This window comes from Flavobacterium turcicum (assembly GCF_011365745.1).
GTDB classification, from domain to species: domain Bacteria; phylum Bacteroidota; class Bacteroidia; order Flavobacteriales; family Flavobacteriaceae; genus Flavobacterium; species Flavobacterium turcicum.
In genome coordinates this window covers 728,800-745,201 of sequence record NZ_JAAOBY010000001.1, presented here as the reverse complement: position 1 = coordinate 745,201, position 16,402 = coordinate 728,800, and the positions used below count along the sequence as shown (strand labels likewise).

At 34.7% G+C, this 16,402-nt stretch carries 14 protein-coding genes and 2 tRNA genes; 6 read left to right on the top strand and 10 right to left on the bottom strand.

What is annotated here, in order from left to right:
- Nucleotides 1-15 precede the first annotated feature (15 nt).
- Nucleotides 16-1,659: a hypothetical protein gene (locus G9Q29_RS03240; protein ID WP_166133223.1), complete on the bottom strand. Its 1,644-nt coding sequence runs from the start codon at nt 1,657-1,659 to the stop codon at nt 16-18.
- A 165-nt stretch (nt 1,660-1,824) separates the two neighbouring features.
- Between G9Q29_RS03240 and fabD the strand changes: the two genes are divergently transcribed.
- Together fabD and G9Q29_RS03230 are read left to right on the top strand one after the other, a co-directional pair.
- The gene (gene fabD / locus G9Q29_RS03235) at nt 1,825-2,697 is read left to right on the top strand and encodes an ACP S-malonyltransferase (protein WP_166133221.1); all 873 of its coding nucleotides are present in this window, start codon (nt 1,825-1,827) and stop codon (nt 2,695-2,697) included.
- Nucleotides 2,698-2,792: 95 nt separating this feature from the next.
- Nucleotides 2,793-3,044, top strand: a complete 252-nt coding sequence (locus tag G9Q29_RS03230) for a hypothetical protein (protein WP_166133219.1) — start codon at nt 2,793-2,795, stop codon at nt 3,042-3,044.
- A gap of 42 nt (nt 3,045-3,086) precedes the next feature.
- Here the strand turns inward: G9Q29_RS03230 and galE are convergent, their stop codons facing one another.
- Both galE and G9Q29_RS03220 read right to left on the bottom strand, forming a co-directional pair.
- The gene (gene galE, locus G9Q29_RS03225; RefSeq protein ID WP_166133217.1) at nt 3,087-4,100 is read right to left on the bottom strand and encodes a UDP-glucose 4-epimerase GalE; all 1,014 of its coding nucleotides are present in this window, start codon (nt 4,098-4,100) and stop codon (nt 3,087-3,089) included.
- A gap of 75 nt (nt 4,101-4,175) precedes the next feature.
- The gene (locus G9Q29_RS03220) at nt 4,176-5,306 is read right to left on the bottom strand and encodes a DegT/DnrJ/EryC1/StrS family aminotransferase (RefSeq protein ID WP_166133215.1); all 1,131 of its coding nucleotides are present in this window, start codon (nt 5,304-5,306) and stop codon (nt 4,176-4,178) included.
- A 222-nt stretch (nt 5,307-5,528) separates the two neighbouring features.
- Between G9Q29_RS03220 and G9Q29_RS03215 the strand changes: the two genes are divergently transcribed.
- Nucleotides 5,529-6,755: a 3-deoxy-D-manno-octulosonic acid transferase gene (locus G9Q29_RS03215; RefSeq protein WP_166133213.1), complete on the top strand. Its 1,227-nt coding sequence runs from the start codon at nt 5,529-5,531 to the stop codon at nt 6,753-6,755.
- A gap of 244 nt (nt 6,756-6,999) precedes the next feature.
- On the opposite strand, the gene G9Q29_RS03210 is transcribed toward G9Q29_RS03215, so the two are convergent.
- From G9Q29_RS03210 to G9Q29_RS03195, 4 genes are all read right to left on the bottom strand, one after another.
- Entirely contained in the window at nt 7,000-7,722 is a 723-nt protein-coding gene (locus G9Q29_RS03210; RefSeq protein ID WP_086453683.1) for a LytR/AlgR family response regulator transcription factor, read from the bottom strand.
- Between the two features lie 6 nt (nt 7,723-7,728).
- Nucleotides 7,729-8,823, bottom strand: a complete 1,095-nt coding sequence (locus G9Q29_RS03205) for a sensor histidine kinase (RefSeq protein ID WP_166133211.1) — start codon at nt 8,821-8,823, stop codon at nt 7,729-7,731.
- Between the two features lie 165 nt (nt 8,824-8,988).
- Nucleotides 8,989-10,989, bottom strand: a complete 2,001-nt coding sequence (locus G9Q29_RS03200) for a S9 family peptidase (RefSeq protein WP_166133209.1) — start codon at nt 10,987-10,989, stop codon at nt 8,989-8,991.
- Nucleotides 10,990-11,392: 403 nt separating this feature from the next.
- Nucleotides 11,393-11,887, bottom strand: coding sequence for a hypothetical protein (locus G9Q29_RS03195; protein WP_166133207.1), 495 nt, complete (start codon nt 11,885-11,887; stop codon nt 11,393-11,395).
- A 319-nt stretch (nt 11,888-12,206) separates the two neighbouring features.
- Between G9Q29_RS03195 and G9Q29_RS03190 the strand changes: the two genes are divergently transcribed.
- From G9Q29_RS03190 to G9Q29_RS03180, 3 genes are all read left to right on the top strand, one after another.
- A complete protein-coding gene (locus G9Q29_RS03190; RefSeq protein ID WP_166133205.1) occupies nt 12,207-12,653 on the top strand; it encodes a GNAT family N-acetyltransferase in 447 nt (148 codons plus the stop codon).
- Nucleotides 12,654-12,994: 341 nt separating this feature from the next.
- Nucleotides 12,995-15,193, top strand: coding sequence for a S46 family peptidase (locus G9Q29_RS03185; protein WP_166133203.1), 2,199 nt, complete (start codon nt 12,995-12,997; stop codon nt 15,191-15,193).
- A 171-nt stretch (nt 15,194-15,364) separates the two neighbouring features.
- On the top strand, nt 15,365-15,592 hold the full coding sequence (locus G9Q29_RS03180) for a PG1828 family lipoprotein (RefSeq protein ID WP_166133201.1): 228 nt from the start codon (nt 15,365-15,367) through the stop codon (nt 15,590-15,592).
- A 135-nt stretch (nt 15,593-15,727) separates the two neighbouring features.
- Here the strand turns inward: G9Q29_RS03180 and G9Q29_RS03175 are convergent, their stop codons facing one another.
- The 3 genes from G9Q29_RS03175 to G9Q29_RS03165 form a co-directional block, all read right to left on the bottom strand.
- Nucleotides 15,728-16,075, bottom strand: coding sequence for a YegP family protein (locus G9Q29_RS03175; RefSeq protein WP_166133199.1), 348 nt, complete (start codon nt 16,073-16,075; stop codon nt 15,728-15,730).
- Nucleotides 16,076-16,194: 119 nt separating this feature from the next.
- Nucleotides 16,195-16,280: transfer RNA gene (locus G9Q29_RS03170), tRNA-Leu, on the bottom strand.
- Nucleotides 16,281-16,295: 15 nt separating this feature from the next.
- Nucleotides 16,296-16,368 (bottom strand) — tRNA-Gly (locus G9Q29_RS03165).
- Nucleotides 16,369-16,402: the final 34 nt, after the last annotated feature.

Below are 16,402 nucleotides of genomic sequence, written 5' to 3'. Positions count from 1 at the left end.
AAATAAATTAGCCCTTTATTTTGCTTTTGAACTTGACTTCAAAGTTTTATTAGCGAATGTAGCTACATCAATTACTTCTTCCATATCAACATCAAAAGAAATCATCACACTATCGCCCACCATTGTCACAGGCAATTGATTGGATATTTGCGATGAGCCTACAAAAATATTAGGATAGTCTTTTACTTTGAAATAATAAAAGCTATTTCCATTTTTTACATCATTTTGAATGCGCGTCACAATAGATTGTACTGATTTTTGAGTCGAAGCACCATTCGGATTGATTTTGTTATCTGCCATATTGTAGACATTTTTAAACGAAGTCAGCGTTTCGCGCATGGTATTGCCCACACCTACAATCGTATAATCTGAAATGGCCACCATAGCAAACATTTTCACCAAACCACCATCGTCTTTTAAAGTCATTACGTAGGTTGGAATGTTGTTTATGTTATACGGAATTGGCAACGAGGCACGGTATCCTTTTTCTTGAACTTTGCCCTGAGCCGAACTTTGAGCTGCAAATTCAGTTGCGCCGCCTTGTTTGTAAAAAGTAGTTTCTTTGGTTCTGGTATCTACCAAAACAAAACCTACTGCCGATTCATCTTTCCCAACCGAAGTTAAGCCTGTGTACCAATAAGACTTGTTATCTTTACCATAAACCAATGTTAAACCTTCTGTGATTTGAAGTTTATCTGCATTCGAAAAATTCCAATAACCATGCACGTATTCGCCCCAATCATTCAATTGATCCTCGATAAAGGCTAAAGGTTGAATGCGATCAACCCACTTTGGAGTATTGGCAATAGAATATTCGGTAATAGCACCAGACTGCGCATCAACAACCAAGGTTCCTGTGGCTTCTTTTCCTGAAAAACCTATTTTTTTATCGTATTTAGTTACAATCCAAAACGGATTTCCAGCATCGTCAATTTCAAAACTAAAATCAGTCAAACCTACTGTAGCATTTCCGTTAAAGTAAACATGTCTGTGAATATCACTTTGGAAATACGCACCTTGCTGGTACTTAATTTTGACCGCTTTGCCGGCTACGTTCTGCACCAATTTTACATCACGCTCATTGGTTGCTGAAACCATTACATATCCTGCTGTTCCCTCTTGATTGTTGAACCATTTAAAAAAACCAGAGTGTAACAAAGGCGCCACCCAATACAAACTGTTGTTTACTTTTTGAATACAAAAATCGCCCAACTCAACTTGACTTCCTAAAGCTGGTTGCGATCCCAATATTTTTTCGCCCAACAAATGCGCCAATTCTTCGTCAACAACACGAATTTGATCAATAGCGATTGGTGCTATATGATTGGTGATTTTTTGACCATTTTTAACCGGGCCTAATAATTTTTGATACGAATCAGATCGAAACATTTTGAGACTGGCTACAAAAGGTAAAACCGTACAATAACCCAAAACAACCAAAAAAGCATACACTAAAAACCTACTTGGCTTTGAAACGAGTTTAAGCTGATTATTAGAACCTGAAACTGCAAAACCTGCCGAAAACAAAAGAGCCAAAACCACTAAAATAAGCAGAATAAATGCAAAGCCCGTAAAACCGTAATTGAAAACGGGTAAATTATTGTAAACCAATAAAAACCCCAAAAACAGTAAAAAAATAATACTAATTGTCTTTTTCATTTTGAAAAGTTATTTGTGTACCTGATTAGTCTTTGTACATCAAAAAGCGTTACACATTTGCTTGCTAAAAAGGAACTATTGATTGATGCAAAAAAATAGTATTTTTGCAGCGAGATAGAGTCGTAAATTCTATCCATAGTAATTTTCAATATTTAAAACAAACACATGAAAGCATACGTTTTTCCTGGGCAAGGCGCACAATTTACAGGTATGGGTAAAGACTTGTACGAGAGCAGTCCTCTTGCAAAAGAATTATTTGAAAAAGCGAACGAAATTTTAGGATTTCGCATCACCGATATCATGTTTGAAGGAACTGCCGAAGAGTTAAAAGAAACCAAAGTAACACAACCAGCAGTTTTTTTACACTCTGTAATATTGGCTAAAACTCTAGAAAATTTTACTCCAGAAATGGTAGCGGGACATTCTCTTGGCGAATTCTCTGCACTAGTTGCTAATGGCGCTTTATCTTTTAAAGATGGTTTAAAGCTAGTTTCTCAAAGAGCTTTAGCTATGCAAAAAGCTTGCGAAATTACTCCTTCAACTATGGCCGCTGTTTTAAATTTAGACGATAAAATTGTTGAAGACATTTGTGCTGCTATCGATGGTGTTGTAGTAGCTGCAAATTACAACTGTCCTGGACAATTGGTGATTTCTGGTGAATACAAAGCTGTTGAACTAGCATGCGAAAAAATGAAAGAAGCGGGTGCCAAAAGAGCCTTGATTTTACCAGTAGGTGGTGCTTTCCACTCTCCAATGATGGAGCCAGCTCGTGAAGAATTAGCTGCAGCTATTGAGGCCACTACTTTTTCAACTCCAATATGTCCGGTGTATCAAAATGTAACTGCAAATGCCGTTTCGGACCCGAACGAAATCAAGAAAAATCTAATCATTCAATTAACAGCTCCTGTAAAATGGACGCAATCTGTACAGCAAATGATTGCTGATGGAGCAACCTTATTTACCGAAGTTGGTCCTGGAAAAGTACTTGCTGGGTTAATTGGAAAAATCAATAAAGAAGCAGCTACAGCCAACGCATAAGCTACTTTTCAGTTTATAAAAAATTCTCATAGGCATGCGTTTATGAGGATTTTTTTTATATCTTTAAAATATACAAACCCATAAATTAATAAAATATGAAAAAAGTAATTTTAGGAATAGCCTTTTTAGCATTAGTATCTGTATCTTGTAAAGAAGAAACAAAAGAAAAATTAGACGATGCAAAAGATGCTGTAGGAGTTGAACTAGAGCAAAAACTAGATACTGCTGAAGTTAAAATGGACAAAGCAGTAGATACTCTACAATCAAAAACTGGAAAAGCACTTGAAAAAGGTGCAGCAAAATTAGATGAAGCGGCTGCAAAAATGAAAGAAGCAGCGAAAAAATAAATCAATAAAAAAAGGCAGTCTTTGTAGACTGCCTTTTTTCAATTATGCTCTTACTTTCTGTTCCCATTTCCAGGCACTTGCCATGGCTTCTTCTAGTGTTGATTGTGCTTTCCAACCTAAAACCTCATTAGCTCTTTCAGTACTAGCATAGGCTGATGTAATGTCTCCTTCGCGTCGACCTACAATTTTATAAGGCAACTGCTTCCCACTTACTTTCTCGAAAGTTTCAATTACTTCCAGAACCGAACTTCCGGTACCGGTACCTAAATTGAACGTCTCAACTTTGGTTTGATTTTTCTTATTCAATAAGCGCTGCAATGCAATAACATGGGCTTTCGCCAAATCAACTACGTGAATATAATCGCGAATGGCGGTACCATCGGGCGTAGGATAATCGTTTCCGTAAACTGATAATTCTGCTCGCAATCCCATTCCGGTTTGCGTAATAAAAGGCACTAAGTTTTGTGGAACACCCAATGGCAATTCTCCAATTTCAGCTGATGGATGAGACCCAATTGGATTAAAATAACGCAATAAAATCGCGTTGATATTGGTAACTTTGACTGTATCTGTAATAATCTCTTCCCCTATTTGTTTGGTATTTCCATATGGAGACATGGCAGTTTGAATAGACGCATTCTCAGTAATCGGCATTGTTTCGGCTTGACCGTAAACCGTACAAGAGGAACTAAAAATAAAATTGGCTTCAGGTTTTTGTTGTAATTCCTGCAACAGATAAATCAAAGCACTGATGTTATTTTCATAATACAACAACGGATTTTCAACACTTTCGCCCACCGCTTTTGAGGCAGCAAAATGTATCACGCCTGCGATATCATCATGTCTTTTAAAAAAATCTTGAACTTTATCTTTCTCTCTTAAATCAATTTTTTCAAATTCGGGTTTTACTCCTGTAATATTTTGAATTCCATCTAATACATCCAAAGAAGTGTTCGATAAATTATCAACGACCACAACTTCGAATCCTTCGTTTTGCAATTCAACAACGGTATGTGATCCTATAAATCCTAAACCTCCTGTTACTAGTATTTTCATAATAAGTTATTTTATAAGTGTATTTTTTACACTGACTTAATTCATAAAAAAGACGCGAAAACCGCGTCTCTTAAATTATTGTAGATATTCTAAAACACTTGATGTAATGAAAGCAATTTGCTCATCATCTAACTCAGTGTGCATTGGTAACGAAAGTACTTCAGTTACTAACTGATTGGTTACCGGAAAGTCTTCTTCTTTATACCTAGCATCAGCGTATGCTTTTTGCGAATGCAACGGAATTGGGTAATAAATAGCACAAGGAATTCCTTTGTCTAACAAATGTTGCATCAAACCATTTCTATCAGCATCAAGAATTCTTAAAGTATATTGATGAAAAACGTGACAGTCACAAATATCACAAATACTTGGTGCAATTATATTTTTATGCCCTTCAAAAGCCGCAGAATATTTACGTGCTGCATCTTGTCTGGCTTTTCCGTATTGATCTAATAAAGGTAATTTAGCATTCAAAACTGCTGCTTGTATGCTGTCTAGTCTTGAGTTTACACCCACTACATCGTGGTGGTAACGCTCATACATTCCGTGATTTACTATTCCGCGAAGTTTGTGAGCCAAAGCATCATCATTGGTAAAAATTGCTCCACCATCTCCATAACATCCTAAATTTTTAGAAGGAAAAAATGAAGTCGCACCCACATGACCAATAGTTCCTGCTTTCTTTTTGGTACCGTCAGAGAATTTGCAATTAGCACCAATAGCTTGTGCGTTATCTTCAATCACGTACAAATTATGTTCTTTGGCAATAGCCATAATCGCTTCCATATTGGCCGCACGTCCAAATAAATGAACAGGTACAATGGCTTTTGTTTTTGGAGTTATGGCTTTGCGAATCCCATCAATAGAGATGTTCATGTTGTACATGTCTACATCAACTAATACGGGAGTTAGTTGCAACAAAGCGATTACTTCAACAGTGGCTGCAAAAGTAAAATCGGCAGTAATAACCTCATCACCTGGCTTTAAATCCAAGCCCATCATTGCAATTTGCAAAGCATCAGTACCATTAGCACAAGGAATTACGTGCTTTACATCTAAATATTCCTCTAGTGATTTTTGAAATTCGTGCACTTTAGGTCCGTTGATATACGTATTGGTGTCTAAAACTTCTTGAATAGAAGCATCTACAACCTCTTTTATTTTTTCATATTGACTTTTTAAGTCAACCATTTGGATTTTTTTCATTTCGATTTTCAGTTTAATGTTCGAAAGAGAAGCCTGCGATTACATTCTGGTTTCTTTCTTAAAACGAAGAACAAAAATAGTTATTTATGTCTTGATACCAATACAACGTTTCTTAAAAAGCAGGCAATAAAATAAAATAAACTGCGCAGTCTTGAAATTTAAAAAAATGATGCGCTAGAAATTCATTTAAAGAAAACGTATTTTAGCCCAAAATTTTTAGCCATGCTTTTTATCTACAATTTATTAGTTTTAGTTGCGAGTTTTCTTTTGAAAATTGTGGCGCTTTTTAGTCCAAAAATGAAACTTTTTGTAGACGGAAGAAAAGGTGTTTTTAAGCAACTTGAACAGCAAATAAAACCAACAGACAAAACCATTTGGTTTCATGCCGCATCCCTTGGCGAATATGAGCAAGGATTGCCCGTGATTGAAAAAATAAAAGAACAATTCCCAAGTCATAAAATAGTGCTTACTTTTTTTTCCCCATCAGGTTACGAAGTCCGAAAAAACAATGCTATAGCTGATGTGACGGTTTATTTACCAATGGACACAAAGGATAATGCACAACAATTTCTTGACCTCGTTCATCCTGAAATGGTGTTTTTTATCAAGTACGAATATTGGCCGAATTACTTAAACGAACTCAAAAAACGCGATATAAAAACCTATTTGATTTCTGGAATTTTAAGAAAAAACCAAGCCTTTTTTAAATGGTATGGCGGCTTTTACAGAAAAGCACTCGATGCTTTTACTTACTTTTTTGTACAAAATGAAAGTTCTAGAAAACTCTTGCAACAATTAGGTAAAACCAATGTTATCGTGTCTGGTGACACCCGTTTTGATCGTGTGGCCACCATTTTAGAAAAAGACAATACTCTGGATTTTATTGCTCAATTTAAGGATAACACTACCACAATTGTTGTGGGAAGTTCTTGGCCAAAGGATGAAGATTTCATAATAAACTTCCTTAACTCGACTGCTTTGAATGTGAAATTTATAATTGCTCCACACAATATTAAAGACGAGCAAATTGAAAAACTCAAAAATAGCATCAGCCGAAAAACTGTTTTATTCTCTGAAAAAGAAAATAAAAACCTAGCCGATTTTGATGTTTTTATCATTGACACTATTGGGATTTTAACCAAAATTTACAGTTATGCTGATATTGCTTATGTGGGTGGAGGCTTTGGAAATCCTGGCGTGCACAATGTTTTAGAACCCGCTACTTTTGGTGTTCCAATCGTTATTGGTGCCAATTATTCGCATTTTGCAGAAGCAATCGCATTGGTTAACATGGACGCTTGTACTTCCATAAAAAATCAACAAGAATTGAACGAGACTTTTGAAAATTTAATTCGAAATGAAGACATCCGTCACGAAAAAGGACATATGTGCAGCACTTTTGTACAAATGAACAAAGGCGCAACGCAAATGATTGTGAGTCGAATTTAACTCGCTTTAGTGGGTTTTGTCAAATAAGTTATAACAATTAAACTAGTCTAGTCAACCAATAGAACTTTCACAAATCAATAAACCATTAAGTTCATTAAGAAAATTAAGAATCATTGCGCTTACTGTTGCATAATTCTCTTTATGATTTAGAGAACAAGCTAATTTTAAAAATTCTTGCAAAAGAGCTGTAAACTAGAATTCAAATTAATAACCATTGACGCCTTGAATGAAGACTAAGTCATTGCTATAAACTTAGCTTATCTTTGAAATTGCTGGCTTGTCTTCGGGAAATTTCGACTTTGATATCTTTTGGAAGTTCTGCTAAAAGATTACCGCTAAACCAGGTTTCAATTTTACCAATGTATTGCACATTTACAATTTGGTTTCTATTGGCTCTAAAAAAATATTTCTCGGGAAGTTTTTCTTCAATTTGGTTTAATGATTTGTTGATCGTGGCTTTTTCATTTTGAAAAAATACTTTGGTGTAATTGCCATCAACTTCAAATAAGTAAATATCAGAGATTTTCACCAACCAGCATTTTTCACCATCTCTGATAAAAATCTGATTATCTAAAGCTAGTTTCTTCTCATTTTTTTCGGCTCTTTCGATCAAGTTTGTATTTACTTTTTCTATTGCTTGTGCAAACCTTTTTGGATTGATTGGTTTTAATAAATAATCGAGCGCATTATATTCAAATGACTTGATGGCATACTCATCAAAGGCGGTTGTAAAAACCGTAATAGGTACATTATCGAGCATTTCAAGCAAGGCAAAACCATCTTTTTCAGGCATGTTAATGTCCAGAAAAAGCAAATCAGGTTGCGTGTTGTTGATGAGTTCAAAACCTAAATCTACATTTTCGGCTTCACCAATTATTTGAATTTCAGGGTGATTTTTAATTAATTCCTTTAGCTCATTGCGAGCCAAACGAGAATCTTCGACTATGACAGCTTTTATTTTTTTCATCGGTTACTAAGAAATAGGTAATGTTATTTTAGCAATGACTTCATTTTCAAATTCATTTAGTGAAAAAGTGGCGCTTTCGCCGTAAATCAACTGTAATCTTCTTTGAATGTTTTTGAGACCTAATTGTGTAGTTCCTGTTTGTTGAGACAAATTTCCTGTATTCTTAACCAGAATGTGCAAGTCGGTATTTTCTTTTTTTATTTTCAACAATAAAATACCGCCGTTTTTTAGTTGCGAAATTCCATGTTTTATTGCATTTTCAATCAACATTTGAATGATCATAGGCGGAATAGGTAATTTTAAAGTCTCTTCTTCTATTTCTGAAATAAATTGCAATCGATCTTCCAATTGAATTTTTGAAATGGCAATAAAATTTTCAACCATTTCAATTTCTTCTTCAAGTGCAATTGTATTTACCTCGCTTTTTGTCAAAGAATACCTCAGCATTTCAGACAATCGCGTGATCATTTCCCTTGATTTCATTGGGTTTTCCAGAATCAAACCGCGGATATTGTTTAAACTATTAAACATAAAATGCGGGTTAATTTGCCCTTTTAAAGCATTGATCTGTGACTCTTTGAGTGTAGACTCTAGCTCTAACCGATTCATTTTATTGTCTTTTAGTAAGAAAATTGTTTTAATTACGGTGTAAGCAATCATCCATATAAAAAACAAAAATGCAACTGTCAACATAACAAGCGCACCAGCTTTTAGATTTTGGCTAGGATGATCGATAATCTCGGCTTTGTCGTAAACAAAAGTGGCCATCAAGTAATTATATCCATTAACGAATACAAAAAACAGAATGCTTGATACTAAAAAAACAAGCAATAACTTAAAAAAATCTTTCTTAGAAAAACTTTCAAAATCAATGTACTTTTTAAAAAAGTAACGAACTGCATAGGTTATCGAAAGTATTGCAACCGTATGAGAAAAATAATCTAAAAGGAGTTGCCATGTTTCGTATCCTAATACATTGCTTTTGGGATTTAGTATTGAAGGCAGAAATATAAATCCAAATATAATGGTCCAGATCACAATTTGAATGATCCAAAACGTATATTTTCTTTTTGATATTTTTTCTATTGAATTCGTTTTCATTGCTTTATTATGAAATTAGTACTGTGAAGTACTCCACAATCTTTATAACTGTAATCAAAATTAGTTTTACCATCATTTTGGGTTTTAAATTAAAATATTCCTTTTAAAACTTTTGGCGAAGTACAACTACTCCGCCAAAAGTAAACTTTTTCAAATTAATTTTTACTACTTCAAGTGTTGTGCAAAAAAGCCAAGCATTGATTTATAAAGCTCAATTTGATTTTCTTCTCTAAGAAAACCATGTCCTTCATTGTACTTTACCATATAAGGAACTTCAAATCCTTTTTTGCGCAAAGCAGTCACAATTTGATCTGATTCTCCAATGTTAACCCTTGGATCATTTGCACCTTGAACCACAAACAAAGGCTTTTTGATTTTATCGACTTGATAAAAAGGCGATACCTCTTTGGCAATTTTAGCCTGTGCAGGATTGTCTAAATCATACCAAATTTTCTTTGTCGCTTCTGTATAAGGTTTCCAATATTCAGGAAAAGAACTAAAAAAAGTTTCAATGTTTGAAATTCCCACATAATCCACTCCACACGCATATAAATCAGGTGTTTTTACTAATCCCATCAAAGTAGCATATCCTCCGTGACTTGCACCATAAATAGCAATTTTATCTTTATTTATCCATCCCTGTGTCAATACATATTGCACCCCATCTTCAAGATCATCCATCACTTTACGTCCAATTTGACCATATCCTGCTTTCAAAAATCCTTTTCCGTATCCTCCTGAAATTCTGAAGTTTACATGTAAAGTAGCATAGCCGCGACTAGCAAACAATTGTGCTTCTGGACTAAATCCCCAACTGTCTCTTAACGTTTGTGGGCCACCGTGCGGATTAACAATTAAAGGTACCTTTTTTCCTTCTAAAGCCTCTTTAGGCAAGGTGATATACCCGTAAATTAAAATTCCGTCACGACTTTTAAAAGAAATCGGTTGCATTACAGCCATATCTTTTTGTTCTAGTTTTGGCATCAAATCGAACATATAAGTTAATTTATTTAACTTTGAATCGTACTGATAATATTTCCCGTAAAATTTATCACTAGAAACAATGATCAACATTTTTTCTTCATCATCACTTTGGGAAACAATTGAAAATTGCGCATCCTTAAATTCCTTTTGTATGTTGTCGTATATCTTTTTAAAAGTTTTACTTATTGGGATGATGGTGTTTTTTTCTCCGTTAAAACCAACGTAGTCCACTTCAAAATTTCTTTTTTCAGAAAGCCCTAGAATATTAGAATCAAAGGTCGGGTTAGAATAAATTTCTTTAATCATCTTATTCTGCTTCAAATCATACAAAACAATTTGTGTTTTATCAGATTCTAAATTTGATATTACATAAGCATCATCGGGATTGGGCGTTTGGTAATTTAAAGAAACAAATGTGAAGGTTTCTGTAGATTCAAATTCTTTTAACAATTTAAAATCGTTAGCACCTGAAGGCTTATAGTAATACTGCATACTTATTCCATTAGCCACTCTTACAAAGCCTATTAGATTACCATCTTGATCAAAATTATAGACCAGTATTGGGTTTTTAAGGTCCGTATTGGCATATAATCTTTCTATCGCTCCCGTTTTGGTATTGATTTTATAAGGTTCCTTAAGTTGCTTGTTTTCCTTATTCATAGAAACGATAATAAAATCTCTTTGATTTTTTAGTACCGTATTAATTTCTGCCTGTACACCGTCAAAAGGCGTCAAATCAATTGAAGTAGAACCATCAATACCAGCAGAATAAACATGTATGTTTTCATTTCCTCCTTTATCCATGGCATAAATTAATCGCTCATTATTCAACCAAAAATACGTTTTGATGAGTTCTTCTTTTTCCTCTATTACCAGAGAAACTTTGCCTGTTTTAATCTCCTTTACGTACACATTGGTTTTGCCGTTATCCATTTTTTGAAAATAAGACATGCGTGATCCGTCAGGTGATAATCTAAACGTTCTTGCTTTTGCTTTTGTAAAGAAATCTTCAACAGCATATTTGTAATTTCCATTGTCAAAAGAGGCTAATTTTTCTAGCGCTCCTTTTGATGAAGGCAGCGAAATATCGCCAGGTCTTTTTGCTTCAGGTTGAGCTGTTTGTGCAGTGGCATTTGACAATCCCATTATTGCTAGTGCAAGTACAATGATATTTTTTTTCATGATCTAAATTGATTTGATTGTGATTGATTTGATTTGATTGGTTGATTGATTTTGATTGATGATCTATTTTTTAAGCCATTATTAATTTTATTAAGTAAGCTAGTAAAACTCCAATCGTAAAACTTAAAACTGCTTTTACTACAACTATTCCTTTTTTTAGAAATTCTGTTTTCATACTTTTTGTGATTGATTGATTGATTGATAGAATTGCTTACGCAAATTTAAATTTAGGTAATTAACATTTTAACGTTCTAGCGCTTAGCGAGGTTGGGGATTTAAGATGCGGGATTTTTCGGTTAAACACAAATTTTCCAAACACAAATCTATCCTTAAATTCAGCCCAAAACCCCAATCTCGCCAAGCTGTTAAGGGTTCTGGCATTTTTTGTGCTTCTTTTGTCATTTTATTCTGCTGATACAAAAATTGTCATATAGTAATTTATGCAGTGCAATATTGTAAGTATTAATAATTCCTTATTGTCAAACTTGTCGAAGTTTTGGGTTGTTTCAATATTATAGTCATAGTTAAGTTTATTCCATTTAAAATCAGTTTCAGCAACCATTAACTCTCTATTGTCTGGGTCAATTAAAACAAACTTACTACTCAAAAGTCCGTTAAGTTTTAGTAAAAAAGTATCTTCTTTGTTATCAAAAAAGGTTTTGATAATTATTCCTTTCCAACCCATTTTAAATTCTAATAAAGCTTTTGTGCCGTCTTTCAACTCAATTTTAGAGTCCCAAAAACCTTGTGGTTCAAGTTGATATTTTGCACCGTCAGACATTAAAATTTCAGCGTTGAAAGAATACCATTTTTCATAAATTAGTTCCCCAATTTTCTGATTGCCAAATGTTAAATTGAAATTTTGAGAATTTATTGAGTTTGCCTTGTATTGTCCCATAGATGTTACTTGATTGATTGATGTTCGAATTGCCTAGGCCAATTTGAGTTTAGCCGATTAACGTTTTAACTAGATGAAACAATGCAAAGCCTATTAAAAAACCTACTACTGCTTTTGCTACGACTACTCCTTTTTTTAAAATTTCTGTTCTCATTGTCATTTGTTTTAAATTGTTTTTGTTTGTTATGATGAGACAAATATAGAACGGCTTCTGCTCTTGTTTTACCGAAAAATGACGAACGGTTGTATCGAAATGACGAACGGTTATGGCAAGACCAAATTCGATATTAACTACCTTTACGCTACTAAATAGATCAATATGATTCACTTTAAACCAATAGATAAACAAGATGTAAATACTGTCAGTACTTTGATGGTCGATTTTTACGCCATTGACGGCTATCCTATTGCTATTGAAACGACGAGAGAATTACTAGATCAATTTATAGACAATCCAGAGTTAGGAAAATGTTGGTTGATCTACAGGGAAGAGCAAGTGGTAGGTTACCTTATTCTAACCTTTGTGTTTAGTTTTGAATACCAAGGGAAAATTGCTTTTTTGGATGAGTTATTCGTCACAGAAACAGCTCGAGGCAAAGGCATTGGCGGCAAAGCCATAGATTTTATAAAAGCCGAAAGCCCTAAATTATCGTTAAAACTGATCTATCTTGAGGTAGAACCACACAATATAAAAGCGCAAAAATTGTATCTTGCCAGCGGTTTCGAAATGCATAATCGAAAATTAATGCGTCTTAAAACCGATTGAAATTGCTAATACAATAATCAAACACGGCCTTTTTAAAAGATCTATTAAATTGGTTCGTTTTATAGAAACCTATTCAAAGTAAGTATTGATTTTAAAAATGAAAACCAAAATATGTGAAATTTGTTCTATTGCAGCCAGTACAATGTTTCGGGTTCAAATCGCCACGGGAAAAAACTGGATTTTCGTTTGTCAATCTTGCTGCGAAAAATCAAAATCATTGCCCCAATATAAATACGGAGGCACTTGGAAAGGCAAACGACATTAAGTCATTTTCTGTTCCACTATAATTTAAATCAATCATCCAGTTGTATCACACTTTTCTCAAACTAAATTATATACCAATGAAATTTTTAAAATTATTCTTATTACTATTTGTCATTCAAACACAAGCGCAACAAGGCGGTATGTGGATTCCCTCCTTACTAAAAGGAATGAATGAAACCGAAATGAAGAATCTAGGCATGAAAATGTCAATCAAAGACATTTATGATGTGAATCAGTCTAGCATGAAAGACGCTGTTCCGCATTTTAACGGTGGCTGTACTTCTGAAGTAATTTCTCCAAAAGGCTTATTGCTTACCAATCACCACTGCGGTTATTCGCAAATTCAATCGCACTCCTCAGTTGACAAAGATTATTTAGCCGACGGTTTTTGGGCCTATAAAATGGAAGACGAATTGCCAAACGAAAATTTGACTGTTACTTTTATGGTGAAAATTGAAGACGTAACTACGCAAATACTTGAAGGTACAGCAACACTTGCAAACGAAGCCGACAAACAGAAAAAAATTCAAGAAAACATCACAAAATTGAGCGCCTCTTTCCCGAAAGAATCTTGGCAAGAAAACAAAATTCGTACATTTTACGAAGGCAATCAATACTTACTTTTTGTAACAGAAACTTTTTCTGATGTGCGTTTGGTTGGTGCTCCGCCTACATCAATCGGTAAATTTGGATCAGACACAGACAATTGGGTTTGGCCACGTCATACAGGAGATTTTTCATTGTTCCGCATTTATGCTGACAAAAATAATCGTCCCGCAAAATACTCCAAAGACAATATACCTTACACTCCAAAACACTTCTTACCTATTTCGCTTGACGGTGTTGCCGAAGATGATTTTACGCTTGTTTTTGGTTACCCAGGAAAAACCAACGAATACCTACCATCTGTAGCCATCGAACAAATTGTAAACGAACTTAATCCTGCAAAAATTGAGATTCGTGATAAAGCCTTAAAAGTAGCTGACGGATTCATGCGTAAAGACAATGCTATTAAAATTCAGTATGCCTCTAAATATGCTAGTATTGCTAATTATTGGAAAAAATGGATTGGAGAAACCCAAGGTCTTCAAAAATCGAATGCTGTAGCTGTAAAACGCAATGACGAAAAAACTTTTCAAGAAAAAGTAAAAAAAGCAGGCAAAGAAAAAGAATACGGAACCCTACTTGCTGATTTTGATAAAAACTACACAGCAATTGCTCCTTACGCTCTAGCTAGAGATTACTTTATGGAAACCGTACAGCGCAACACTGAGTTGTTAAGTGCTGCATACCGCTTGTACCAACTAGAGCAAGTGTACAACGCAAGAGGTGAACAAGCCTTCAATGACCGAAAAAACAATTTAATTGGCGGGCTAGCTGATTTTTATAAAAACTTCAATGCAACTGTTGATGAAAAAGTTTTCGAACAATTGATCGCTTTGTATGCCACTAAATCACCAAAACAATTTTTACCAAATAGTCTAGCTAATGTAGATGCAAAAAAACTAGCTACCGCCATATACAGCACTTCTAAAATCACGAGCTACGCGGGCTTAAAAGAATTACTTTCTGGTGATGCGGCTACTACTTTGGGCAACCTAAGAAAAGATCCAGCTTACCAATTGGTAAAAGAACTTGCGGATAGTTACAACACCCAAATTGCTCCCAAATACGATGAGATAAACCAAACGATCACAGCTTTGCAGCGCATGTATATGAAAGCACAATTAGAACTTAATGCTAACGGTCGTTTGTTTCCAGATGCTAATAGCACCTTGCGTGTTACCTACGGAAAAGTAAAAGGTTACGAACCAAAAGACGCTACTTTATACACTCCTGTTACCTACCTAGAAGGTGTAATGGAAAAATACATTCCTGGAGATTATGAATTTGATGTACCTTCAAAATTAGTGGAGCTGTACAAAAACAAAGATTATGGCAATTATAGCGATGCTACCGGCAAAATACCCGTGTGCTTTATTGGAACCAACCATACGACAGGAGGTAACTCAGGAAGCCCCGCAGTGGATGCAAACGGTAATTTGATTGGTCTTAATTTTGACCGTGTATGGGAAGGTACAATGAGTGATATTTACTATGATCCTAGTATCTGTAGAAACATCATGGTAGACATTAGATACGTATTATTTATCATGGACAAATACGCTGGCGCAAAAAACTTAATGGCCGAATTAAAACTTGTACACCCTAAAAAAGACAAGGCATTGATAAATAAACCATTAAAACAAAAGCAGTCAGAAAAAAAGTCCAAATAAAACTTTAAAAAAAAATGCATTTGATGTGCAAAAACTGGCACAATAATTGTAAATTTGCTGAGCATTGGGAAAGAATAATATTTTTTAAAAAATAAATGAAAAAATATTTTCCATATTAAAAAATTTATATCTTTGCCACGAATTAATAATTAACCTTTATATTAAATTAAGATGAAAAAAGTATTTTTAAGTTTAGCTGCTGTTGCTGTATTAACTGTTGTTTCTTGTAAAAAAGCTGATGCACCTGCTACTGATGAAGCTGCTGCTACTGTTGATTCTGCTGCTATGGTAGTTGATTCTGCTGCACAAGTTGTTGATTCTGCTGCGCAAGTAGTTGATTCTGCTGCTGCTGCTGGAACTGAAGCTGCTGAAGTTGCTACTGAAGCTGCAAAAAAATAATTAGAACTTAAATTCTAAAAATTTTAAAGCCATCCGCTTAGCGAGATGGCTTTTTTATGTCGTAAAATGAAATAATTTCATTGCGCAAAACAAAAAGAGTCTTGAATACGTTATCGTTTTCAAGACTCTTTTCTTTTAATCTAAAAAAATACAGTCGTTGGTTGAGAAATCTAAGATCTCTGCTGCCGAGCCGTATTTCACAATTTCATCTATCCCTTTTTGCAAACGCAAAGCCGTTGTGTATTTTCGACTGGTAGCAAAATGATGCCCTTCGAGAACTACTTTAAAAAAAAACTTCCCACTGGTCGATTTAAATTTTAAAAAATCAGCTGACGAAAGTACTTTTTTAAAATGTTCAATAGCCTCCTCGGCCTCGAACTTTAATTCGTAACTCAAACTTGTAAAAATCACTTTCCCTTTCCTTGAGGTAAAAACAAACTTATACTCGTCATTGTAACGCTTACTTATCACAAAAGCCCCCATATTGATTGTTTTTTCAAAATTAAACCTCGCTTTACGACTTGACCATTTTTCAATCAGAACAAAATATATCCTTTGACTTTAGGTCATAAAAAAAGCCCCTTCAATTGAAGGGGCTTTTGTACTCAGAGCGGGACTTGAACCCGCACGAACATTGCTGTTCACTGGATTTTAAGTCCAGCGTGTCTACCAATTTCACCATCCGAGCATTAAGAGGTGTTTGAGCGAAAAACGGGGCTCGAACCCGCGACCTCGACCTTGGCAAGGTCGCGCTCTACCAACTGAGCTATTTTCGCATTTTGTATTTAAAAGAACTACAACACTTGTTCT